Below are 22,317 nucleotides of genomic sequence, written 5' to 3' on the forward strand. Positions count from 1 at the left end.
CCTAACCCTCCAGCAGCGCGGCGGCGGCGGCTCGAGCTTCGGCGGTGACTGTTTCGCCGGCCAGCATACGCGCGATTTCTTCGGTTCTTTCATCGTCACTTAACGCGCGTGTGGCACTAACAACGCCGCTATCAGTGGCGGTTTTGGCAATGCGCAAATGCTGGTTGGCGCGGGCAGCCACTTGCGGTGAATGCGTGATGACAAGGGTTTGTGTGCTGGCACCAAGGCGGGATAACCGATCACCGACCGCAGCGGCAACAGCGCCGCCAACACCTGAATCGACCTCATCGAAAATCAGGCTTCGCGGATGACTGCTTTCTTCCAAACAGACTTTGAGCGCAAGCAAGAAGCGGGCTAATTCACCACCTGAGGCAATGCGGTCAATTGGCCCTGCATTCATGCCTTCATTGGTGCTGGCTTCAAAGCGGACGGCGGTGGTGCCGCGCGGCCCCCATTGCGCATCATGAAGTGGGGTGATGGCGGTGGTAAATCGCGCACCATCAAGTTTGAGTGGCGGCAATTCGGCAAGCACGGCCTTATCAAGATTGATGGCCGCCTTTTTCCGGCTGGCATCAAGCTGGCGTGACATATCCAGATAGTAATCCTGCCATTTTTGTGCTGTCTCACCAAGCTTGCCAAGCATGCCGGATTCATCTTCAATAGCGGCAAGCCTGCTTGCCAATGTTTGGTGGATTGCTGGCAAATCATCAAGGCCGCAATTATGTTTGCGCGCCTGTTGACGCAATTCATGAAGCCGGTCATCGAGCTGTTGCAGCAGGTTAGGATTGGCCTCAAGCGCATGTCCGGCAGATTGAATGGCGCTGTTCGCCTCGCTAAGTTCGGCATCAGCGCGTGCCAATGCGTCAAGCGCCTGATCTAGCTTGCCACCAGCAAGCGGTGCGACTTTTTCCAATGCGGCTAGGGCACGGCCAAGCCCTGCTTGTGCGCCAAGCTCGCCAAAAACAGCCTCTTCAGCCAAAGACAGGCTTTCACCGATTTTTGACACATTAGCCAAAAGGGTGCGCTGGGCGATCAGGCTGTCTTCTTCGCCAATTTCGGGGGCAAGCCGATCAAGCGCGTCAACCGCGTCACGAAGCCAGTCTTCTTCGGCCTTGGCTTTGACAAGCGCATCACGCGCTGCCTCCAGTGCCTTGCGGGCGATATCCCATTGCTGCCAGCCTTCTTTGGTTTTGGCCAGTAAATCACGATGTCCCGCGGCGCGATCAAGAAGCGTCATATGTGTCGAAATATCCAAAAGGCCGCGCCCTTCAAACTGGCCTTGAATCTCAACCAATAAATCACCGACCTGTCGCAATAGACCAACCGATACGGCGATGTCATTAATGCTGGCTGATGATTTGCCATCACTTTTCAGGCGGCGGCGCAGGATCATCTCATCTTCTTGCATGATGCCTGCCTCTTCGACAAGCTGCCATGCTGGATGATTTGCCGGAAGCGCAAAGCTGGCACTTACATGGGCTTGGTCATGCCCTTGCCGGATCAGTCCAAAATCGGCGCGGCTGCCCAGCGCCAGCCCCAACGCATCAAGCAGAATCGATTTGCCAGCACCGGTCTCGCCAGTCAGTACCGTCAGCCCCGGTGCGAATTGCAAAGTTAATTGCTCGATCAGGACAATGTTGGAAACAGTAAGGCTTTGCAGCATGGTCAGTTAAAAATATCGGTAATCACGTCAATGGATCGCTCAAACATACCCTTTTCTGGGGGTTGTTCTGGGTCGGCACGCAAATTGGCCAGCCGTTCCGTCCAGATGGATTCCGGATAGTTATATTGGGCAACCTGATAAAGACGCTCGGATTGATCGGAAAGGCCAAGCGCATAATAGGCTTCGGCAGTCCGGTACAAGGCTTCAGGCACCTGATTGGTGGTATCATAGGCCTTGATAACGATATTAAAGCGGCGGATCGCGGCGGTATATTGCTCGCGTTCCAGATAAAACCGGCCAACCGCCATTTCCTTGCCAGCGAGATGCGACTTTGTCAGGTCGATTTTCAACTGGCCGTCACGGGCATAGGTGCCCTCGGGAAAGCGGCGAACCAGTTCTTCAAAGGCGGCAAATGACAATTTGGTCATTTCCGCATCGCGCTCAACATCGACAATCTGTTCGTAATAGCTCAAGGCCTTCAGGTAATAGGCATATTCAACCATCAGGTCGGCTGGGTTTAGCTCGACAAACCGATCAAGTGCTGAAATGGCGCGTGCATATTGATTAGCCTCGTAAAATGACCATGCCGCCATGATCTGGGCGTGGGTGGCCAAATCGGAATAGGGGTGCTGGCGTTCAACTTCTTCAAATTTGGGCGCAGCTGCTTTTGGATCACCACCGATGGCCGTATTCAGGGCGTCACGATATAAAACATCAACCGGCTGTTCGACCTGTTCAACAATTTCGGGGCTGGTTGAACATGCGGCGACAAGACAGCAGGCGGCAAACATCAGGATTTTCTTTTGACTGGTCACATCCGGCTCCGCTGGCGGCTTACGATAAAGATAAAAGGGATAGATAAATCCCGATAGCCCCACAATAGCCCGATAAAAGCTTACTGAAAAGAGCGCGTTGCGCATGGTAGCATATTCACGAAAATTTGCATGGGTTTTAGGCTGTTTTGCCAGATATCAACCGGCCTTTGCCTAGGCCATTGCGGCGGCGGCAAGATCGGGCATGGCAAAGCTATCTGACCGGCTATGTTGACTACCAGCCTCGATCACCTTATGAGCGGTTGGGTCATTCAATAATGTTTGCACCAATTTGGTGCTAAGCGCATGGCCTGGGCGTGATGCGGTCATTTTCGCTTTGACCGGCATACCGATCAAAAACAGATCGCCAAGACAGTCAAGCACCTTGTGACGCACGAATTCACGTTCAATACGCAAACCGCCTTCATTTAATATTTGGCCATTATCAACAACGATGGCGTTGTTCAATGACCCGCCAAGCGCTAGTCCGGCATTCTGCATCAATTCAACATCCCGCAATTGGCAGAATGTCCGTGCGGTTGCCAATTCGGCAGCAAAACTGCCATCGCTATGGCTATAGCTAAAGCTTTGATTGCCTATGGCGCTATCATCAAATTCAATTTTAACATCAATTTGCAATTGGTCGGCTGGCTCAAGCCGCGCCCATGCGCCGCAATCAAGCTGAACCTCAAGCGGTTTGGTGACGATCATATATTTGCGCCGCGCTGGCAGAATTTCGAGACCAGCATTGGTCAGCGCGTCCAGAACAGGCTGGCTGCTGCCATCCAGAATGGGCGCTTCAGATGCGTCAATTTCGATGATGGCATTATCAAGCCCAACACCGGCAAAGGCGGCCATCAGATGTTCGATGGTTTCAAGCGTGATGCCTTCGCTATTCACAATGCGTGTGCATAAACGTGCGCGTTCGGCATAGCTGGCATGGGCAATCACCGTTTGTAGCTGACCATCAATATCAATGCGGCGAAATTTTATGCCGCTATTGGCAGGGGCAGGGCAAATGGCCATGCGGACAAACCGCCCCGAATGCAGACCGATGCCTTCAAGGTGCGCGATCTGGCGAACCGTTGTTTGAAACAGCTGTTCAACAAACATATTGTAGGAAAGCGTATCAGGCATGGGGCGGCGGTAACTCTCTCATCTGTTGCCATCACGAGGGGGATAACCCGATCGCGGAAATACATCTTTTTCAATTCAAAGGCTGATCTTGACTGGCTAAGGTTTGACCGACCTAGCCATAAAGTAATGAGCCATATGAAAACCTGAAAAAATACTACCCTTTTCCTCAGGTCATTCCAAATCACATTTGGTTACAGTTTGTAGCAATGGCAAGTGGTTGCCATTGCTACATTGTTAATTGGCCTGACGGCGTAAAAATGCCGGAATATCAAGATCATCTTCGTCAGCATTTGGTGCCTTTGCGGGGGTTGTGTCTGACCCTTTTCCAACCATGTCAGACCGTGACAAATCAAGGATTGAAACCGCAATCTGCTCTTTGGCTGCAGCTTCGTCCAAGGCAGGCTCACTGCGGCTTTGATCGCTTGATCCGGCAGGTTGGCTTTGCGGCTTGCTTGACCATAATCCGGAAATTCTATTGATCAGGCTTGATGGGCGTGTGACCGGTGTCTGGGCTGCCACATCGACGCTTTCTTCGTCCGGCATGTTTGTTGGTGCTGCCGGAATAAACTTTGCCCGTGCTGTTGCCGCTTCGTCATTGGCAATGGTTAACGGCATTGTTGGCGCATCCCCCAATGCCGATGGCGTGCCATTGTCAATTGATGCTGGCGTGTCAAGATCAGCCGGTGCCGCATCTTTTGAGGCGGCATTGATGGCATCATCGATATCCATCTGCTGGTTGGTATCGTCAGCCGTGTTGATTACTTCTGCAATCGCTTCGCTGGCAAGCTCGTTGCTAAGCTGGCTGTCGAGCGTATCAGCAGTGTCACCGGCCATTGTTGGGGCGGTTGCAAGATCGCTGTTTGTAACCATTTTCTGATCGTCAAACATTGTTTCAGCCTTTGTTGCAGCCATTGTTTCAGCGGCTGGTTGGGCATCTGCTTCACGCGCTGGGCTTAAGAAGCTGCTGAGCGGGTTTGGCAGAATTGTGCTTACCCGCGGCTCAACGGCCTCGGTTTTTTGCGGCATCATGCTTGGGCGGCTATTGATCTGGCTCGCACCGCTAATACCGGTTGCAACAACCGATACACGCATCACGCCTTCCAATTTATCGTCAAAGGCCGAACCAAAGATGATGGTTGCATCCGGATCAACTTCTTTGCGGATACGGTTGGCAGCTTCGTCAACTTCAAACAGGGTCATATCAAGACCGCCGGTAATGTTAATCAGAACCGCATTGGCCCCTTTCATTGTGGTGTCGTCCAGAAGCGGGTTATTGATTGCGGCTTCGGCGGCCTGCGTTGCACGCGCGTCGCCTGATGCCTCGCCAGTTCCCATCATTGCCTTGCCCATTTCGCCCATAACGGCGCGAATATCGGCGAAATCAAGATTGATTTGACCCGGCTTGATCATCAGATCGGTGACACCGCAAACGCCTTGGTGCAGAACCGCATCTGCCATATGGAACGCATCGGCAAAGGTGGTACGCTCATTCGCCAGTCTGAACAGATTCTGGTTTGGAATAACGATCAGCGTGTCAACATAGGCCTGCAATTCTTCAATGCCTTCTTCGGCCTGTTTCATCCGGCGCTGGCCCTCAAATTCAAATGGCTTGGTAATAACGCCAACGGTCAGAATGCCGCGTTCACGAGCAGCGCGGGCAATAACTGGTGCGGCGCCTGTGCCGGTGCCGCCACCCATGCCTGCGGTGATAAACACCATGTTGCAATCAGCCAATTCAGCCATCACATCTTGCAGGCTTTCTTCAGCGGCCAACCGGCCAATCTCGGGCTTTGATCCTGCACCAAGACCTTGTGTGATGGCACTGCCGAGCTGGATTTTCCGGCTTGAAAGCGAATGGGCAAGCGCTTGACCGTCGGTATTGGCGACCAGAAAATCAACACCCTCAAGATTGGCGTTGATCATATTATTCACGGCATTACAGCCAGCGCCACCAACACCAACAACGGTGATGCGGGGACGAAGCTCTTGCATTGTTTGTGGAACGGTAAGGTTGATGGTCATGACTGACTCCCTTCATTAAGGATTGAGATATTCTGCGTTGAAATAGACTTGCTTGGGCGCAATAGGCTGGCGGAGCCGGCAGGGCAAATCTGCTGGAGTCCTAGATGGTGCTGGGCGGGTCGCCAGCGGAAAATTGGGTTTGAACATATGATCATCAATCGTCTCCTCGCTTACAGATTGTCACGAAGCCACGCACCTATACGTTCAAATGGCCCATGCGGCAGGGTGCGGGTCTGCCTGTCTGTTGGGTCATTTTCCTCAATCCGGCTGACATGGATCAGCGCGCCAATGCTGGCGGCAAAGCCGGGGCCGCTGCTATCCTCGTCAAGACCGGCAATACCGATAGGTCTGCCAAGCCCGACCGATTTCTTTGCCTGTTTGGCAAATAGATCGGCAAGGCCGGTAAGCTGGCTGGCACCGCCGGTCAGCACATAACGGCTGCCAGCGGTATGTTCCATGCGGGCGCGTTCCATACGGCCATGCAATAATTCCAGAATTTCTTCGATGCGCGGCCGGATAATCGCGCTTAGCAAATTGCGTTCAATGGTTTGACCGGCCACTTCGGTGGTCGTGCCAAGCGCGGGAATGGTAATATTGTCACTGCGGCCAAGCCGAACGACTTCGCGAAGTGAGTCCGGGGCAACGCCGGTTATGTCGGTTGGCATGACCGATCCGTCAATCGCCTTTAGCCTTTCAGCATCGGCAAGCGGGGTTGATAGAATGCGTGCAATGTCGGTGGTGACGCGGTTGCCGCCAATTTTGATCGTGTCGACATAAACAAGCTTGCCTTCCATAAAGATGGCAATTGACGTTGTGCCGCCGCCCATATCGACAATGACACTGCCAAGATCGCGCTCTTCGGCACTAAGACAGGCAAGACCGCTTGCATAGGCTGAATGCAGAAACCGATCAGTTTCAAGATGGTTTAACGCCAGGGCTTCACTCAAATTGGCAAGCGAGGTGCGAAGGCCGCAAACAAGCGTGTAATCAACCGAAAGATTGGTGCCGCGCATGCCGCGCGGGTCGGCAATGCCGCGCACATCGTCAAGCCCGTATTGCAGGGTTTGAAGATGCATTGGCTGATAGTTTTCTGGAATATTGCCATTGTCACTGCGCGCCATTAGCCGGTCGATATCACGCCGCCGAACTACCGCATCACTTAGCTTGACCGATTTTTTGCAGATGCTTGAAAACGGTGTCCCGCCCGGGGCAACAGCCGTGACTGATGTAACCGAAATACCGGCATCGCGCTCGGCCGCTTGAACGGTTTTGCCAATCACCGTGCTTAGTGCTTCTAATTCGCTGACTTCGCCGCCGCGGATGCCAGCTGAGGCATGCGTTCCATGACCAAGAAGCCGCACCCCGCCCGCGCCATCGGCCTCGCCAATCATGCAGCAGATTTTTGATGATCCGATATCCAGAACGGCAAAGGGACGCCGTGTAATGGCTTTGGTTTTGCTGAGGATCATGTTTTGCTTCCCCTTCCTCTTACCGGAATATTTGGCTCGACAATCAATTGTTGTGGAACGCGCATATCAATGACGGCCAGATCGCGATGGGTGATGGCTTTTTTGCGATCAATCATTGCAAGGCGTGACCATGCTGATACGGGATCAATTTCGGGAAGCCGCACTTCCATGCCGTTTTTCAGATGAACATCCCAGCGCCGTTTTGAGCGATAGCTTACCGCCCATACTTCGCTGAATAATTCCGGTTCGGTTTTCAAAATCGATAAAATGGCGGCAGCATGCGGCGCGGCGCTGTCACCGGCAACAACTGTCAGATGGGTGAATTGGCTTGGATCAGCGCCATTAATAATGGCACCGCTTCGATCAATCAATTTATGTTTATCATTGTTTTGCAACAGAGCGATTGGCACACGCTCGAGAAGGGTGATACGAATCGTGCCGGGAAGGCGGCGCTCAACAATGGCATCCTCAACCCAGCCAATCTGGCTGATATTGCGGTGCAGATTTTGCAGATCAATGCCAAGGATTGGCGCGCCGATTTGCAAATTCAACGCTGCCAACAGGCGCGATTGTGGCGTGTGGGCGCGGCCACGTACCTGAATATCGGTCACCACCAATCCGGCATTCCCGCTGATTGTCAAAAGATCATTGCTCAGCTTTTTACGATCCAGCATCGCCATGCCAATCGTGCTTGCTGTTGCAACGGCAAAAAGCGATACAAAGCCAATCTTGACCCTGCGCCACAAGCTGGTCTGCGGCGACAGGCTGTGCGGTTGTGGTTTGATCCATCCAATCAGTCGTCGCATTGTGCAATCTCCAATAGATGATTCACCAGCTCTTCACCCGACATGCCGACAAAGCGTGCCTGTTCAGGCACAAGCGATGTTGCGGTCATGCCCGGCTGGGTATTCACCTCAAGCATGAATAGCTGGTCATTTTTATCATCCCAGCGATAATCGACGCGGATGATGCCGCGGCACCCAAGCTGGCGATAAGCATGTTCGGCCCAAAGACAGGCTTTTAGGCTAACTGGCTCCGGAATATCGGCAGGCAGAATATGTTTTGATCCGCCAACGGCATATTTTGCATCAAAATCGTAAAATTCGCGCTCGGAAGTGATTTCGGTAACGCAAAGTGCGGTGCCATCAAGAACCGAAACGGTTAATTCGCGGCCGTGGATATAAGGCTCGCAAATCAGTTGCGTATGCGCAGGCCATGTGTTGCGGGCAGGTGGCCGCGCTTTGGCATCCGGTACAATTACCACGCCAAAACTCGATCCGTCATTGCGCGGTTTGATCACATGCGCACCGATGCTGCCTTCAGGATAGACATGGCTATCTTCGATCAAGGCCAAGGTTGGCGGCACCAAAATACCGGCACCGGCAAGAAGTGTTTTCGCCAAAAGCTTGTCCATGGCAATGGCCGATGCGGTCAGGCCGCTATGGGTATAGGGGATATTCATGATATTCAGCAGACCCTGAATATTACCATCCTCGCCAATCTGTCCATGAAGCGCATTAAAGGCGCGTGACGGGTTCAGCTCTTTCAGTTTGGTAGCAATGTCGCGGTCAACCTCAACTTCGATCGCATCCCAGCCGGCATTGCGTGCGGCTTGCCCGCAAAAGCTTGCCGAAACGCGGCTAACCGCGGCTTCAGATGTCCATCCGCCCATCAAAACGGCGACGCGGTCACGATTATCGGTCATTCGGTTGCCCCCTCGGTCTGGTTGCGTCCAATGCGGCGAATTTCCCATCTTAATGATGGCCCGCCGCCGGCAAGCACACGCCCGCGAACCGTCTCGCCCAGCGTTTCGATATCGTCGGCGGTGGCGGTGCCTGTATTGATCAGGAAATTGCAATGTTTTTCCGACACTTGGGCACCGCCAATGCGAAGCCCGCGACAGCCTGCCTTTTCGATTTCCTGCCATGCTTTGCCGCCATCAGGATTGGCAAAGGTACTGCCGCCGGTTCGGACGCCGCGTGGTTGCGCTTCGCCGCGACTGGCAATGATGTCTTTCATCCGCGCCTTGATGGCAGCCGGATCACCATCATGCCCCTGTAATTCGGCAGAGGTGAAAATCCAATCAGCTGGTGCGTCGTTGTGGCGATAGGCCATGCCCATCGCGCTTGGCGTGGCGGTGACAGGCTTGCCAGCACGGTCAAACCCATGCGCAAGACTTGTTACATCTTTAAATTCGCTTCCATAGGCACCAGCATTCATTCGCAGGCCGCCGCCAATCGTTCCCGGAATGCCAATCAGGAACTCCAGACCAGCAATGCCAGCCTTTTGCGCATAGCGCGCCACATCGGCATCGGTTGCGCCGGTTTGGGCAGTGATGCGCGTACCGTCATGGCGGATGGCATTCAGATGGGTGCCAAGCTTGATCACGACACCAGCAACACCGCCATCACGAACCAGCAAATTCGATCCGGCGCCAACGGCGATTAGCGGAATATCATCGGGGCAATCGGCCAGAAAAGCGGCAAGATCCTGCTCATCAATCGGGCTGAACAGAATATCGGCAGGCCCGCCAACGCCAAACCAAGTATGGCGTGCCATCAAATCATTTGGCGTATAGCTTCCGCGCACTTTTGGAAGCCGGTCAAGGATCGAGGTCATGCGCTCTCTCCTGCCAATTTATCTAATTGATGCGGCAAGGCGGCGGCCCATGCGGTGATATCGCCAGCGCCGAGACACATCACCACATCACCCTGTGATGTGCGTGCGGCAATTTCGGTGGCCAGCGTTTCTGGCCCATCAAGGCCGGCAGCGGCCTTATGCCCATGATCGCGCAATCCGGCAACCAAGGATGCCTTGTCAGCGCCGTCAATTGGGGCTTCGCCAGCAGCATAGATATCGGCCACCAAGACTTCGTCAGCATCATTGAAACAACTGCAGAAATCGGCAAATAGATCGGCAAGGCGACTATAGCGGTGCGGTTGAACAACGGCGATCAGCTTGTGATTACCACTAAGCATTCTTCCCGCTTTTAATGCGGCCTTTATTTCAACCGGATGATGGCCGTAATCATCAATGATGGTGACGCCATTGCTGACGCCTTTGGTTTCAAATCTGCGGCCAACCCCGCCAAATGCGGCTAATGCGCCAAGAATGCGTGATGCATCAATATTCATTTCCAACGCCACACCAATGGCCGCAAGGCAGTTTTGCACATTATGATCGCCAAGCATCGGGAACCGAACATTTTGCAGGGCGGCACTATCGCCCTGAATACGGTCAGATAGCTGGACATCAAACAGCATGGCGCCCTGATCAACCCGAAGATTGATGGCCTGCACATCGGCATTGGCGCTCATGCCATAGGTGATGATCCGGCGGTCTTTGATGCCTGACAAAAGGCGCTGAACCGACGGGTGATCGATGCAGAGGGTGGCAAAGCCGTAAAAGGGGATCGAGGCCACAAAATTCAAAAAGGCGATTTCCAGCGCTTCAAAACTGCCATGATGATCAAGATGCTCGGGGTCAATATTGGTGACCACGGCAACGGTTGGTTTCAGCTTGGCAAAAGATCCGTCGCTTTCATCGGCTTCGACCACCATCCAGCTTCCTTTGCCAAGACGCGCATTGCTGCCCCATCCGGTGATGATGCCGCCATTGATAACGGTCGGGTCAATCTCGGCGCTGTTTAACAAGGTAGCAACAAGGCTGGTCGTTGTGGTTTTGCCATGCGTTCCGGCAACGGCGATAGACCAGCGAAGCCGCATCAATTCACTAAGCATTTCGGCGCGATGCACGACTGGCAGGAATTTGGCACGGGCGGCAACCACTTCGGGATTGTCAGGTTTGATCGCGGTTGAAATCACCACCAAGGCCGCATTATCGATATTTTCCGCAGCTTGGCCGGTAATAACCGGAATGCCCTTGTCGCGCAGCCGTCTGACATTGGCATTATCTGACATGTCACTTCCTTGAACAGCATAGCCAAGCTCGAACAGAATCTCGGCGATCCCGCTCATGCCGATGCCGCCAATGCCGGTGAAATGCATGGTGCCGATGGATAGAGGCAATTCACTCATGCGACAGCTCCTAAATTTGGTGCGTTGCGTTTGGTGATCAGCCCTTCGGCAAGATCGGCAATATCACTGGCGGCTTGTGGGCTTGCCAAGCTGGTGGCATTGGCGGCCATCTTGCCAAGCTCGGCAGGGGCTTCAAAAAGCTGCATGATGCGTGTTGCCAAAAAGGCAGGACTGATCGTGGCTTCGTCAAGGCAATAGCCGCCGCCTGCCTGTTCCATTTGCAGGGCGTTAGCTTTTTGGTGGTCATCCATCGCGCTTGGCAACGGCAGCATCAATGAGGCGCGCCCGGTTGCGGCAATTTCGGCAATTGAAGATGCCCCTGATCGGCTGATCACAAGATCACTTTTGGCCAAAAGATCTGGCATATTGGTGAAAAATGGTTTGATCGATGCTGTGATTCCCAAGGCACGATAACGCGCTTTTAGATTGTCAATCTGTTCGGGGCGGGCTTGCTGATAGATTTTGATATTATCGCGCAATGGCGGGTCAATCATTTCCAGCGCATCCGGCATAAGCGTGCCAAGAATGGTTGCACCTTGTGATCCACCAAGAACGCTAAGAACCAGCTTATCACCAGCACAGCTTGGCCGCCGTTTGGCAAAAAAGGCGGTACGAACCGGCATGCCGGTAATATGGGTTGCCACACCATCAGGTAGATTTTTTGTTTGTGGCCAGCTAAGCGCGATGAGCCGCGCCCGGGTGGCAAGGGCGTGATTGGCGCGTCCAAGATAGGCATTTTGTTCATGCACCATTACCGGTATGCCGAAAAGGCGCGCAATCAAAAGCGGTGCAAAAGATGGATAGCCGCCAAAGCCGACCATCACCATTGGTGGGCGAAGCCCAATATGCCACAGGCAGGATAACGCCCCCATGCCAAGTTTGGTAAGCGCCATGATCCGGCGGAAAATGCCCGATTGAAACGGTGAGGCTGCGCTGATCACATGAAGACGAACTGGCAGTTTTTTGATATCGGCCAAAAGTGCCGCGCCGCGTTTATCGGTAAACAGACAGGTTTGATAGCCCTTGGCGTTCATCGCTTCGGCAACGGCAAGTGCCGGAAAAATATGGCCGCCTGTGCCCCCTGCGGCAAGATAGATGATGCCCGCGCTCATGACTGGCCTCCATCGGCAAAGTGATCAATCGTGGTGCGTTTGCGGGTCAGGGCAAGGATCAGCCCCATGGTTAGACTGCTTGCCAGCAAGGATGAGCCGCCATAGCTGATAAAGGGTAGGGTCATGCCTTTGGTCGGGATCAGATTGACCGATGATGCCATATGAATGCTGGCCTGAACGCCAAATTGCATGACCAGACTGGCTGTGGCGATCAGACAGAAAAGTCCTTCACCCGACAGGGCGCGGGCAAAACCGCGAATGATCACAAATCCATATAGCCCCAAAAGCGCCAGACAAGCGATGGCGCCATATTCTTCGGCAGCAACGGCAAAGATGAAATCGGAATGGGCGTCAGGTAGATGCAGCTTGACCACGCCATCACCCGGTCCAACGCCAAAATAGCCGCCTTCGGCAAAGCTTTCTTTGGCGCGTTCAACCTGCCATGACCCACCTTCAAAGAATTTATCAACACGAAGCTGAACATGCGACAGGTTCAAATAGGCAAGATAGAACCCAACGGGTGCCAAACCGGCAGCACCAATGACAAACAACATTGGCATGCCAGCAAGGAACATCTGAAAGCCCCATGTCATCAAGATCAAAGCGGTCATGCCGATATCGGGCTGAGCGACAAGAATGCCAACAATGATTGCGGCCAGACCTGACGCATAGGCCCAGCCCGGGAAATCCTGCCCCTCCCGCCAAAGCGTCAGCAACCATGCCGAAACAATTGCAAATAAAGGTTTCGCCAATTCAGATGGCTGTAAGGTAAAGCCTGCAACTGATATCCATCTTGTGGCGCCCTTGATTTCACTGCCAGCAACAATGGCAAGGATCATCAACCCAATCACCAGAACAAGCCCGACAAGCGACAAGGCGCGAATGGGGCGCGGTTCAAGCATTGAAACCGACAGCATGATCAGCAATGCCGGTGCAAGATAGATAAGCTGGCGCACGATGAAATGTTGAGATGATAGATTGATCAGGCTGGCAACCGCGGGGCTGGCGGCCATTACCAAAATCACGCCAAGGGTCATTAACAGCAAGACACTGGCCAAAAGCCATTTATCAACAGTCCACCACCAGATGCCAACAAGCGAACGATCGGTGCGATCAAGCATGATTGCCTCCTGCGGTGTTGGCGCAAAGATTTTGGGCAAGCGCGGCAAAGGCATCGCCGCGCGCACCAAAGCTGGTAAATTGATCAAATGATGCTGCCGCCGGTGCCAAAAGAATGGTGCCACCATCAATTGCTGCGCTGGCATCATCAAATGCGGCGCGTGTGGCTTTTTCCAGATCACCACAAATCGCTGCTGGGCATTGTCCATCAATGCTTTTGGCAAATTCGGCGGCAGCCGTGCCAATTAGATAGGCTTTTTTGACAGCGCCAAGATATTGCATCGCCGGTGCCAGCCCGTCCTGTTTGGCAAGACCGCCAGCCACCCAATAAATATCATCAAAGGCCGACAATGCCTTTGCCGCGGCAACGCCGTTGGTGGCTTTTGAGTCATTCACAAACTGGATTTTACCACAGCGGGCAACGGTTTGCAGACGATGCGGCAGGCTGGAATAGCTTTTGACGCCGCGATTGATCATCGCCATATCAAGCCCAAGCGCGGCAAGCGCAAAGGCTGCGGCAGCGGCGTTTTCGGCATTATGCAATCCGGCAAGCGATGCTGAATGACACTGTGCATCCGGGGCGTCATCGGGGCTGGCAATCATGGTTTTGATTCCGCGCTTGCGGGTTGCGGCGGCAAGCGCTTTTACATGCTCATCACCATCGCCGATAATCGCTAGGCAATCTGCCCCAAGCTGGTCAAGAACCACGGCCTTGGCCGCGATATAACCATTCATGCCGCCATGCCGGTCAAGGTGATCGGGGCTGATATTCAGCAGGATCGAAATGTCGGGTGCCAATGATGGGGTGGTTTCCAGCTGATAAGAGGATAGTTCAAGAACAAGAACGCCATCTTTGCCCGGATCATCAAGCGAGCAGGCTGGCTCACCTAGATTACCGCCAATCGCATGGGCGCGTCCGGCGGTTGCAAGGCAATGGCCGATCAGCGCTGTTGTTGTTGATTTACCGTTGGTGCCAGTGACCACAACAAGCTGGGCTTTTGGTTTTGCCCGCAAGGCGAGTTCGACTTCGCTGATCACGTCAATTTGAAGGCTGTTGGCATGGGCTGCTGCAGGATGCGGCTTTGGATGAAGATGCGGGATGCCCGGGCTGATCACCATTGCCGCCATATCCTGCCACGGCCACTCGCGCCAATCGGTCATTTGAATTGCCGGAAGATCTTGCTGGCATTTTCCATCATCAAAGGCAACGACATGCGCGCCGGCTGCCCGCAATGCGGCAACTGCGGCAACACCGGATCCGCCAAGGCCTAAGACCCCGACTGTCTGTCCGTTCATGTCATGTGGAACCAGCATTCAGGCCATTCCCCTAACGCAGCTTTAGCGATGACAGGCCAGCCACAGCCAGTACCACTGCAATGATCCAGAAACGAATGACGATTGTTGGCTCGGCCCAGCCTTTTTTCTCAAAATGATGATGCAGCGGTGCCATCAGGAAAATCCGCTTGCCGGTCAATTTGAACGAGGCCACCTGCAAGATAACCGACAAGGTTTCAACAACGAAAAGGCCGCCCGTAATGGCCAGCACCAACTCGTGACGGGTCGCCACCGCAATCGCGCCCAACGTGCCGCCAAGCGCAAGCGATCCGGTATCGCCCATAAATACCCGGGCAGGCGGGGCGTTAAACCATAAAAAGCCAAGACCGGCACCGATCAAAGCACCGCACATCACCGCCAGATCTCCCGTACCGGGAACAAAATTGATCTGAAGATAGGTGGCGAAATTATAATTTCCGGCAAGATAGGCGATCAGCGCAAAACAGCCCGCGACGATCATCACCGGCACAATGGCAAGCCCATCCAAACCATCGGTGAGATTCACCGCATTTGACGCGCCAACGATAACCATCATTGCAAACGGCACATAAAACATCCCCATGGTGAACAACGTGTCTTTGAAAAATGGAACGGCAACGCCATAACGAAGCTGTTCTGGGGATAATTCGATGAAAATTAAAGTGGCGAAAAAGGCGATCACAAGCTGTAACAGCATTTTCATGCGTGCCGACATGCCATTATGCGACCGTTTGCGCAGTTTCATCCAATCATCAAGGCTGCCAATCGCACCAAAGCTGAGCGCGATTAGAAGAACCGGCCATAAATAGGGGTTGGATAGCGGCATCCATAAAAGTGTCGAAACGGCAAAGGCAATTAGGATCAGCAACCCGCCCATTGTTGGCGTGCCAATTTTGGTAAGAAGATGTGATTGTGGCCCATCATCACGGATTGGCTGACCCTCGGCCTGATGCGTTTTAAGCCAGCGGATAAAGGCCGGCCCGCAGATCAGGGCAATCAACAGGGCTGTAATTGTCGCCCCACCTGTCCGGAAGGTAATATAGCGGAACAGGTTAAAGGGCTGAAAATGATCAGATAGAGGAACAAGCAGGTCAGGCAGCATGGCTGTTCCCTCCATTCTTGGATGATGTATCGGGTGATGATGCGGTTTCGAAATTTGCAAGAATGGCATCGCGAACGCGCCATGATCCCGACCCAAATGATCCTTTGATAAAGATGATGTCACCATCTTCAACGGCATTTTCGAGTATCTGCACTGCGGATTTGGTATCAGGTGCGGCGATGGCGGAAATGGCGTCATCCAGTCCACCAAGCGCATCATGCATGACCGATCCCAAGGCAATGACAAGCCGTGGCGACAGGCCATTGATTTGCGGCATCAGCGCAGCATGTTCGGTTGCGGTGGCATCGCCCAATTCGCGCATTTCGCTGAGAATCATGACTGTTGGCGCTGTTGCTGTCATGCTGGCAAAGGCAGCGGCCATCGATGCTGGGCTGGCATTATAGCTGTCATCAATCAGCGTGATTTTGCAATCATGATAGCGGCCAGATAAACGCCCGCCGCGCCCCTTTGGTGTTGGACAGCTGGCAAGCCGCACCGCCGCGTCATCAACCGACAAGCCAAGCGCGTCGATACAGGCCAGAACGCCAAGCGCATTTTGCGCCCAATGGATGCCATGCATTTGCATTTCAAAGCGCAATTCACGCCCCGCAATTTCGGCATGGACTGTCATGCCATCGTCATGCTGGCGTGCCTCAAGAAGACAAAATTCGGCATCATCCTTGCGGCCAAAACTGATAATGCGCCCTGCGCCTGCTGTGGTTGCCGCGCTGGCAAGCTGGTCATAAAACGGATCGTCAATATTCAAGATGGCTGTTCCGCCAGCTTGCAAGCCTTGGAAAATTTCGGCCTTGGCTTTGGCGATATCATCAAGGCTGTCAAAAAAGCCGCCATGCGTGCTGGCAATCCGCGTAATCAACGCAATGTCGGGGCGCGCCAGCGCGGCCAAGGCGGCAATTTCGCCGGCTGAATTCATGCCCATTTCCTGAACGGCAAAATCGCAATCAGCGGCAAGTGTGGCAAGGGTGATTGGCACGCCAATATGGTTGTTAAAGCTGCGCTGGCTAGCATGGGTTTTTCCAAAAGCGGCAAGAGCATGCGCCAACATATCTTTGCTGCCGGTTTTGCCAACCGAACCCGTGATGCCAATCATTTTGCCGGCAAAGCGGTTTCGGCCAGCCCGCCCAAGACGCGCCAGCGCGTCAAGCGGATCATCGACAATGATCTGCGCAATCGGGGCATCAGCGTTTGGACGACTAACAAGACACGCCGCCGCGCCAGCATCGGCGGCCTTGGTGATAAAATCATGCCCATCTTGCTTGTCACCAACAAGCGCGACGAACAAATCACCCGATTTGCAATGACGGCTATCAATTTCAATGTTTGAAACCAAACTGCACGCAAAAGCCGGGTCAAATAATGCGCCGCTGCACCCGGCAAGCAAATCGTCACAAATCCACAGCGGTGCCGTCATTGCAAGGCCTCCCGCATGGTTCGGATTTTGTTATTTGCAACTGACGCATCGTCAAATGGCAAGGTTTCATTGCCAATCAATTGGCCGGTTTCATGACCCTTGCCAGCAATCAGCAAAACATCGCCAGCAACAAGATTGCCTAGCGCGCTGGCAATTGCTTTGTCGCGCGGCACAATTTCGGTGGCCTTATCACAAGATTGCAAAATGGCACTACGAATGCTGGCAGGATCTTCGCTTCGTGGATTGTCATCGGTGATGATGATCTCATCAGCAATTTTACAGGCAACCTTGCCCATCATTGCGCGCTTGCCCGGATCACGGTCGCCGCCACAGCCAAAAAGCACAACAAGCTTGCCACTAGCCTCGGGGCGCAAAGCGCTAAGCGCTGCTGCAAGCGCATCAGGCGTATGCGCATAATCAACAACGACACGCGCCCCTGCGGGATGACCATGAATTGTTTGCATGCGGCCCGGTGCGGCTTTTAGATATGGCAAAGCACCAAGCGCATCATGAAGCGGCAAACCACCAAAATGCGCCATAACCGCGGCAGTCAGGGCATTGATCGCCTGAAACGTGCCGGAAAGTGCCAGCGGAATATCCCATGTCTGATCTTGATAGACGACCTTCATATCAAGACCATCACCCGATGGGGTGATGGATAGGATGCGGAAATCAGCATCTTCAGCATAGCCAAAGGTTTTGATAACAATGGCACGGTCTTGCAAACTGTCGATGATGGCCGCGCTATGATGATCGTCAAGATTGATGATGGCCGCGCCGCCTTCGCTAAGAAGATCGGTAAATAGCCGGCGTTTTGCGGCAAAATAACGACCCATATCAATATGATGGTCAAGATGGTCACGGCTAAGATTGGTAAAGGCGGCAATATGGATATTCAGCCCATCCAGACGATGCTGTTCAAGGCCGTGACTGCTTGCCTCAAGTGCGAGATGCGTGACACCGGCCTTGGTCAGGGGTGCCAATGTTGCGTGAAGGCTGATGCTGTCCGGTGTGGTCAGGGGTGGCAGGCTTAACAGCGCCCCATCCGATTTGATCATATCGGTGCCGGTGATGCCAAGCGTGCCAACCGCAATGGCTTGCCATGTGGCGCGCTGCCATAGCTGGCGCAAAAATTCGGTGGTCGATGTTTTGCCATTTGTGCCGGTAACAGCGGCAACCATGCCAGGTTGTGATGGCCAGTGAATGGCGGCCATTTTGGCCATGATGCGGCGTGGGTTTTCGTATTGCAGGATTGGGATTGCCGCCTGTTGCGCCAGCTTGGCAATGTCATTTGCCAGTGGTGCCATGCCGGTTACAATCGCCGCCGCGCCAGCCTTGATTGCATCACCAATAAAGTCACGACCATCACGATGGCTGCCAGCAAACGCAAAAAACAGATTGCCAGCAGAAACGCGCTTTGAATCAACCGCAAGACCGGTCACCATAATGGCACCGGTTTGATCGGGGATGTCGATCAGACCATGACATAGATCAGTAAGATGCAAGTGTAGCCTCCTCATTACCAATCGTGAAGTCAAGCAGCAGTTTTTGGCGAATTAGCGGCGATTTTTCGTCAACAGGAAGAACCCCAAGCATTGGTGCAATCTGTTCGACAATCCGGCGAATGGCCGGTGCGACAACCCAACCAGCGGTTGCATAACCGTGCGAATGCTTCTGTCCTTTGGGTTCGTCAACAAGAGTGACAATCACATAGCGCGGGTCATGCACGGGGAAGGTGGCAACAAATGTGGCAAGATTGGCCTTTTTATTATAGCCGCCAACCTGAATTTTTTCGGCTGTACCGGTTTTGCCGCCAACCATATATCCGCGGGCTTCGGCAAAATTGCCGGTACCATCCTCATGCGAGATAACCAGCCGCATCATTGACCGCACGGCAAGCGCTGTTTGCTCGGAAAAGACGCGCAGGCGCAAGGGGCTGTCACCGGTCTGGCGTTTTAGCAAGGTTGGCTGAATCCAGTGACCATTGCCTGATGCGGCGGCAACCGCGCTGGCAAGATGGGCTGGTGAAATTGAAATGCCATGCCCATAGGAAAGGGTAACTGTCGTTGTGCGGTGCCAGCGTTTTGGCGAGAGTGGGCGTGAGATTTCGGGCAGTTCAAGCTCTAGCCGATCAAGCAGCCCAAGCTTGTCCATAAAGGCACGCTGGGTTTCGGCGCCAATAGCCTCGGCCATTCTCGCTGATCCGATATTTGACGAATAGATCAGAATTTCAGGCACGTTCAATGGTTTGTTATGCGGGTGGTAATCGGTGATGGTAAAGCGCGAGACCCGCATTGGTTTTGACACTTCAAAACGCTGGTTGGTTGTCGCCGCGCCAGACTCGAGCGCGATGGCCGTATTCAGCACTTTGAAGGTAGACCCCATTTCATACAGGCCTTTGGTGGCGCGATTGAAACGCATATCATCGCTGGCAAGCGCAAATTGATTAGGATTGAAATCGGGAAGTGATGCGACCGCCAGCATTTCACCGCTTTTGATATCAAGCAAAATACCCGCACCGCCAATGGCTTCGAACTTGTCAATCTGCTGTTGAATTTCGCGCCGGATCACCGCCTGCAAGCCAAGATCAATTGACAAGGTGACATCTTCGCCTGCTGCCAGCTTGGCGTTCAGTGACTTTTCGATTCCGGCAATGCCAATATTGTCAGTATCGACATGACCAAGAATATGCGCCGCAGCATGTTCGCGCGGATAGACGCGAACCGCGCCCTTGGCGAAATAAACTCCCGGAATCCCCAGTTGTAGAATTTGCGCATGACGCTTTGGCGGCAATTGCCGGTCAAGCTCGACATAGCGCGTTTTCTTGGTCAGTAATTTGATCAGGCTGGCACGGTCATGCTGGTTCAACAAGGGGGCCAATTTGGCAGCCGCATCGCGCGCATCCATAATTTCGCTGGGGTCAGCGTGAAGAACGGTAATTGGCAGATTACCAGCCAGTAGCCGGCCCTTGCGGTCAAGGATGCGGCCGCGTTCGGTGGTGATGGCGGCGGCGCTTTGGGCAAGACGGGTGCTGGCGCTGGCATCCGCAAGACCAACGATCCGCACGCCAATGGTGATGAAAATCCCAAAGGCAACAAGACAGCCAATCATCAAACGCCCTTCAGCGATACGGCGCGACCGTGCCGGATCGGGTCGTGGCGGCAAAATCAGCTGCCGTAATTTCTGCAGCGGCGCAGTCATTCGGCCTGATCTTTCTTTTGAGGCTGAATTGCAGGGTCAAAAATGATTTTCTTGAGGCCGGTTTGGTCAAATTCAATGCGCATCGGAATGGCATCAAGCGGCAAAATCCGGTCTTGTCCGATTGGCGTCATCTGCAACAGATCGCCCGAAAGCGTCATCACCCGTTCGGGGCGTGACAGATAGGCCCATTCGGCCTCGAGAACGGCGATATCGCGTTTGGTGTTGGCAATGCGAAGCTCAAGCTGCTGCAACCAATCCTGACGTTCGTCAATGCCGGTTTTGACCTGATAGAGGGTGGTTCCCAATCCAACCAAGATTAGCGCGCTTAGCAGAATTAGCCGCATTGCGATGTCTCCTTTTGGGATCTTATGGCTTGGTTTGCAGTCGAAGTGGGCGCGGCGGCCATGCCAAGAGGCGGCGCGACGGTGCGGCGCGCAATGCGTAATTTGGCTGACCGTGCGCGGCTGTTTTGATTACGTTCATCTTCAATTGGCAGAATGGCCTTGCGGCTCAGAATTTCGAAGCTGGGCGCAGGGCCGTCAATCACCGGCCTGTGCCGTGATGGCCTCGATGCGTGCTGGCCGCGGCTTGCCAAAAAGCGTTTGACGATACGGTCTTCAAGCGAATGAAAAGAAACCACCGCCAAAATACCGCCTGGGCGCAGAAGGCGTTCAACCGCCTCAAGCCCAGCCGTCAATTCGTAAAGTTCGCGATTGACGAAAATCCGCAAGGCCTGAAAACTGCGCGTTGCCGGATCAATCTGGCCGGGTCGTTTGGCTGGCATAACGCTATGGATAATGGCGGCCAATTGACTGGTGCTGGTAATGTCGGTTTCTTCGCGGACACGGCAAATGGCCTTGGCGATGCGGCGTGATGCTTTTTCTTCGCCATATTCCCAGAAGATGCGTGCCAGATCGGCTTCGTCGGTTTGCATGACAATATCGGCGGCACTTTGCCCTGATTTTGACATGCGCATGTCAAGCGGGCCATCGGCGCGAAATGAAAAGCCGCGCTCGGGCTGGTCAAGCTGGGTTGAGCAAACGCCAAGATCAAAGGCAGCACCATCCAGCCCGTCAAAGTCGGTTAATTGCGCCTGCAACAGTGTGGTCATATCCGAAAAACAACCTTCGGCAAGATGAAACCGGCCGTCATATTCGGCAAGCATTGGCGCGCCACGGGCAATCGCATCGGGATCACGATCAATGGCAAGAAGGGTGCAGCTAGCAGTGTCAAGAATGGCGCGGCTATAGCCGCCATTGCCAAAGGTTGCATCAAGGTAGCAACCGCCATTTTGCGGGCCAAGCGCATCCACCACCTCGTTTAACAGAACAGATTGGTGAAGCATCTGTCCAGACATCAGCTACCCCCGCTGTTAGAGGGGTTTGGGTTGGTTCGGCTGAGGCGAAGGCTTGGCAAGCCATTGGTTTTGGCGCGGGCGCGCGCTTCGGCTTCACGACCGCGATAGCGATCAGGTAGCCAAATTTGAAAAGACCGGCCAATACCGGCATAAAGCGCGGCATCATTCAATTCGGCAAAGGCCATGAAATCAGCGTTCAGCATGATGCGACCTTCGGAATCAAGCTTCATTTCCTGCGCGCTTGACAGCATGGTTTGCAATGTGGCGACTTCGGCTGACAGGCTGTCCATTGAATCGATCGCGTCAACGATCTGGCCAATGCGCTCGGGCCCACAGCCCTCAAGGCATGGTTCGGTGAGTGACTTAAACAGATAAAGCGGGTCACGGCGGCGCTCAAGCACAGACCGAAAAGGAGCCGGCACGGACAGGCGCCCCTTCTTATCTATACGATGCTCAAATGTGGATAGAAATAAATCCACGATACCCAAAGCTCCTATTCATCCCCGTGCCGACCAATCCGGGACCAAGGTTGCCAAAACC

19 protein-coding genes are annotated in these 22,317 nt (G+C 53.8%); all 19 read right to left on the reverse strand.

What is annotated here, in order from left to right:
- Position 1: 1 nt before the first annotated feature.
- The 19 genes from recN to ABXT40_RS03060 all read right to left on the reverse strand — a co-directional run bounded on the left by recN (position 2) and on the right by ABXT40_RS03060 (position 22,256).
- Positions 2 to 1,663 (reverse strand): DNA repair protein RecN, encoded by a 1,662-nt coding sequence (recN, locus tag ABXT40_RS02970; RefSeq protein WP_443646353.1) that lies wholly within the window; start codon positions 1,661 to 1,663, stop codon positions 2 to 4.
- Between the two features lie 2 nt (positions 1,664 to 1,665).
- Entirely contained in the window at positions 1,666 to 2,478 is an 813-nt protein-coding gene (locus ABXT40_RS02975) for an outer membrane protein assembly factor BamD (protein WP_443646354.1), read from the reverse strand.
- A 171-nt stretch (positions 2,479 to 2,649) separates the two neighbouring features.
- Entirely contained in the window at positions 2,650 to 3,612 is a 963-nt protein-coding gene (gene lpxC / locus ABXT40_RS02980) for a UDP-3-O-acyl-N-acetylglucosamine deacetylase (RefSeq protein ID WP_443646355.1), read from the reverse strand.
- 234 nt (positions 3,613 to 3,846) lie between these two features.
- Positions 3,847 to 5,634 (reverse strand): cell division protein FtsZ, encoded by a 1,788-nt coding sequence (gene ftsZ / locus ABXT40_RS02985; protein WP_443646356.1) that lies wholly within the window; start codon positions 5,632 to 5,634, stop codon positions 3,847 to 3,849.
- A 170-nt stretch (positions 5,635 to 5,804) separates the two neighbouring features.
- Positions 5,805 to 7,103 carry a cell division protein FtsA gene (gene ftsA / locus ABXT40_RS02990; RefSeq protein WP_443646357.1) on the reverse strand — a complete coding sequence of 433 codons (1,299 nt, stop codon included), beginning with the start codon at positions 7,101 to 7,103 and terminating at the stop codon, positions 5,805 to 5,807.
- Positions 7,100 to 7,909: a cell division protein FtsQ/DivIB gene (locus ABXT40_RS02995; protein ID WP_443646358.1), complete on the reverse strand. Its 810-nt coding sequence runs from the start codon at positions 7,907 to 7,909 to the stop codon at positions 7,100 to 7,102. The genes ftsA and ABXT40_RS02995 overlap by 4 nt, the downstream gene beginning before the upstream one ends.
- Positions 7,897 to 8,808: a D-alanine--D-alanine ligase gene (locus ABXT40_RS03000; RefSeq protein ID WP_443646359.1), complete on the reverse strand. Its 912-nt coding sequence runs from the start codon at positions 8,806 to 8,808 to the stop codon at positions 7,897 to 7,899. Before ABXT40_RS03000 ends, ABXT40_RS02995 begins: the two co-directional genes overlap by 13 nt.
- Positions 8,805 to 9,722, reverse strand: coding sequence for a UDP-N-acetylmuramate dehydrogenase (gene murB, locus ABXT40_RS03005; RefSeq protein WP_443646360.1), 918 nt, complete (start codon positions 9,720 to 9,722; stop codon positions 8,805 to 8,807). The genes ABXT40_RS03000 and murB overlap by 4 nt, the downstream gene beginning before the upstream one ends.
- Entirely contained in the window at positions 9,719 to 11,140 is a 1,422-nt protein-coding gene (murC, locus tag ABXT40_RS03010) for a UDP-N-acetylmuramate--L-alanine ligase (protein WP_443646361.1), read from the reverse strand. The genes murB and murC overlap by 4 nt, the downstream gene beginning before the upstream one ends.
- A complete protein-coding gene (locus tag ABXT40_RS03015) occupies positions 11,137 to 12,252 on the reverse strand; it encodes a UDP-N-acetylglucosamine--N-acetylmuramyl-(pentapeptide) pyrophosphoryl-undecaprenol N-acetylglucosamine transferase (protein WP_443646362.1) in 1,116 nt (371 codons plus the stop codon). Before ABXT40_RS03015 ends, murC begins: the two co-directional genes overlap by 4 nt.
- On the reverse strand, positions 12,249 to 13,373 hold the full coding sequence (locus ABXT40_RS03020) for an FtsW/RodA/SpoVE family cell cycle protein (RefSeq protein WP_443646364.1): 1,125 nt from the start codon (positions 13,371 to 13,373) through the stop codon (positions 12,249 to 12,251). The genes ABXT40_RS03015 and ABXT40_RS03020 overlap by 4 nt, the downstream gene beginning before the upstream one ends.
- Positions 13,366 to 14,685, reverse strand: coding sequence for a UDP-N-acetylmuramoyl-L-alanine--D-glutamate ligase (gene murD / locus ABXT40_RS03025; protein ID WP_443646365.1), 1,320 nt, complete (start codon positions 14,683 to 14,685; stop codon positions 13,366 to 13,368). The genes ABXT40_RS03020 and murD overlap by 8 nt, the downstream gene beginning before the upstream one ends.
- A 13-nt stretch (positions 14,686 to 14,698) precedes the next feature.
- Positions 14,699 to 15,787, reverse strand: coding sequence for a phospho-N-acetylmuramoyl-pentapeptide-transferase (mraY, locus tag ABXT40_RS03030; protein ID WP_443646366.1), 1,089 nt, complete (start codon positions 15,785 to 15,787; stop codon positions 14,699 to 14,701).
- Positions 15,777 to 17,219, reverse strand: coding sequence for a UDP-N-acetylmuramoyl-tripeptide--D-alanyl-D-alanine ligase (locus tag ABXT40_RS03035; RefSeq protein ID WP_443646367.1), 1,443 nt, complete (start codon positions 17,217 to 17,219; stop codon positions 15,777 to 15,779). The genes mraY and ABXT40_RS03035 overlap by 11 nt, the downstream gene beginning before the upstream one ends.
- A complete protein-coding gene (locus ABXT40_RS03040; protein ID WP_443646368.1) occupies positions 17,216 to 18,724 on the reverse strand; it encodes a UDP-N-acetylmuramoyl-L-alanyl-D-glutamate--2,6-diaminopimelate ligase in 1,509 nt (502 codons plus the stop codon). The genes ABXT40_RS03035 and ABXT40_RS03040 overlap by 4 nt, the downstream gene beginning before the upstream one ends.
- Entirely contained in the window at positions 18,711 to 20,420 is a 1,710-nt protein-coding gene (locus ABXT40_RS03045; RefSeq protein ID WP_443646369.1) for a peptidoglycan D,D-transpeptidase FtsI family protein, read from the reverse strand. Before ABXT40_RS03045 ends, ABXT40_RS03040 begins: the two co-directional genes overlap by 14 nt.
- Positions 20,417 to 20,764 carry a cell division protein FtsL gene (ftsL, locus tag ABXT40_RS03050; protein WP_443646370.1) on the reverse strand — a complete coding sequence of 116 codons (348 nt, stop codon included), beginning with the start codon at positions 20,762 to 20,764 and terminating at the stop codon, positions 20,417 to 20,419. Before ftsL ends, ABXT40_RS03045 begins: the two co-directional genes overlap by 4 nt.
- Entirely contained in the window at positions 20,755 to 21,777 is a 1,023-nt protein-coding gene (gene rsmH, locus ABXT40_RS03055) for a 16S rRNA (cytosine(1402)-N(4))-methyltransferase RsmH (RefSeq protein ID WP_443646371.1), read from the reverse strand. The genes ftsL and rsmH overlap by 10 nt, the downstream gene beginning before the upstream one ends.
- On the reverse strand, positions 21,777 to 22,256 hold the full coding sequence (locus ABXT40_RS03060; RefSeq protein ID WP_443646372.1) for a division/cell wall cluster transcriptional repressor MraZ: 480 nt from the start codon (positions 22,254 to 22,256) through the stop codon (positions 21,777 to 21,779). The genes rsmH and ABXT40_RS03060 overlap by 1 nt, the downstream gene beginning before the upstream one ends.
- Positions 22,257 to 22,317: the final 61 nt, after the last annotated feature.

This window comes from Candidatus Ponderosibacter sp. Uisw_141_02 (assembly GCF_048087665.1).
Classification (GTDB): domain Bacteria; phylum Pseudomonadota; class Alphaproteobacteria; order Puniceispirillales; family Puniceispirillaceae; genus UBA3439.

Coding starts and splice junctions, on each gene's coding strand:
- recN (WP_443646353.1), bottom strand. CDS start 1,663: ATGCTGCAAAGCCTTACTGTTTCCAACATTGTCCTGATCGAGCAATTA.
- lpxC (WP_443646355.1), bottom strand. CDS start 3,612: ATGCCTGATACGCTTTCCTACAATATGTTTGTTGAACAGCTGTTTCAA.
- ftsZ (WP_443646356.1), bottom strand. CDS start 5,634: ATGACCATCAACCTTACCGTTCCACAAACAATGCAAGAGCTTCGTCCC.
- ftsA (WP_443646357.1), bottom strand. CDS start 7,103: ATGATCCTCAGCAAAACCAAAGCCATTACACGGCGTCCCTTTGCCGTT.
- ABXT40_RS02995 (WP_443646358.1), bottom strand. CDS start 7,909: ATGCGACGACTGATTGGATGGATCAAACCACAACCGCACAGCCTGTCG.
- ABXT40_RS03000 (WP_443646359.1), bottom strand. CDS start 8,808: ATGACCGATAATCGTGACCGCGTCGCCGTTTTGATGGGCGGATGGACA.
- murB (WP_443646360.1), bottom strand. CDS start 9,722: ATGACCTCGATCCTTGACCGGCTTCCAAAAGTGCGCGGAAGCTATACG.
- murC (WP_443646361.1), bottom strand. CDS start 11,140: ATGAGTGAATTGCCTCTATCCATCGGCACCATGCATTTCACCGGCATT.
- ABXT40_RS03015 (WP_443646362.1), bottom strand. CDS start 12,252: ATGAGCGCGGGCATCATCTATCTTGCCGCAGGGGGCACAGGCGGCCAT.
- ABXT40_RS03020 (WP_443646364.1), bottom strand. CDS start 13,373: ATGCTTGATCGCACCGATCGTTCGCTTGTTGGCATCTGGTGGTGGACT.
- murD (WP_443646365.1), bottom strand. CDS start 14,685: ATGCTGGTTCCACATGACATGAACGGACAGACAGTCGGGGTCTTAGGC.
- mraY (WP_443646366.1), bottom strand. CDS start 15,787: ATGCTGCCTGACCTGCTTGTTCCTCTATCTGATCATTTTCAGCCCTTT.
- ABXT40_RS03035 (WP_443646367.1), bottom strand. CDS start 17,219: ATGACGGCACCGCTGTGGATTTGTGACGATTTGCTTGCCGGGTGCAGC.
- ABXT40_RS03045 (WP_443646369.1), bottom strand. CDS start 20,420: ATGACTGCGCCGCTGCAGAAATTACGGCAGCTGATTTTGCCGCCACGA.
- ftsL (WP_443646370.1), bottom strand. CDS start 20,764: ATGCGGCTAATTCTGCTAAGCGCGCTAATCTTGGTTGGATTGGGAACC.
- rsmH (WP_443646371.1), bottom strand. CDS start 21,777: ATGTCTGGACAGATGCTTCACCAATCTGTTCTGTTAAACGAGGTGGTG.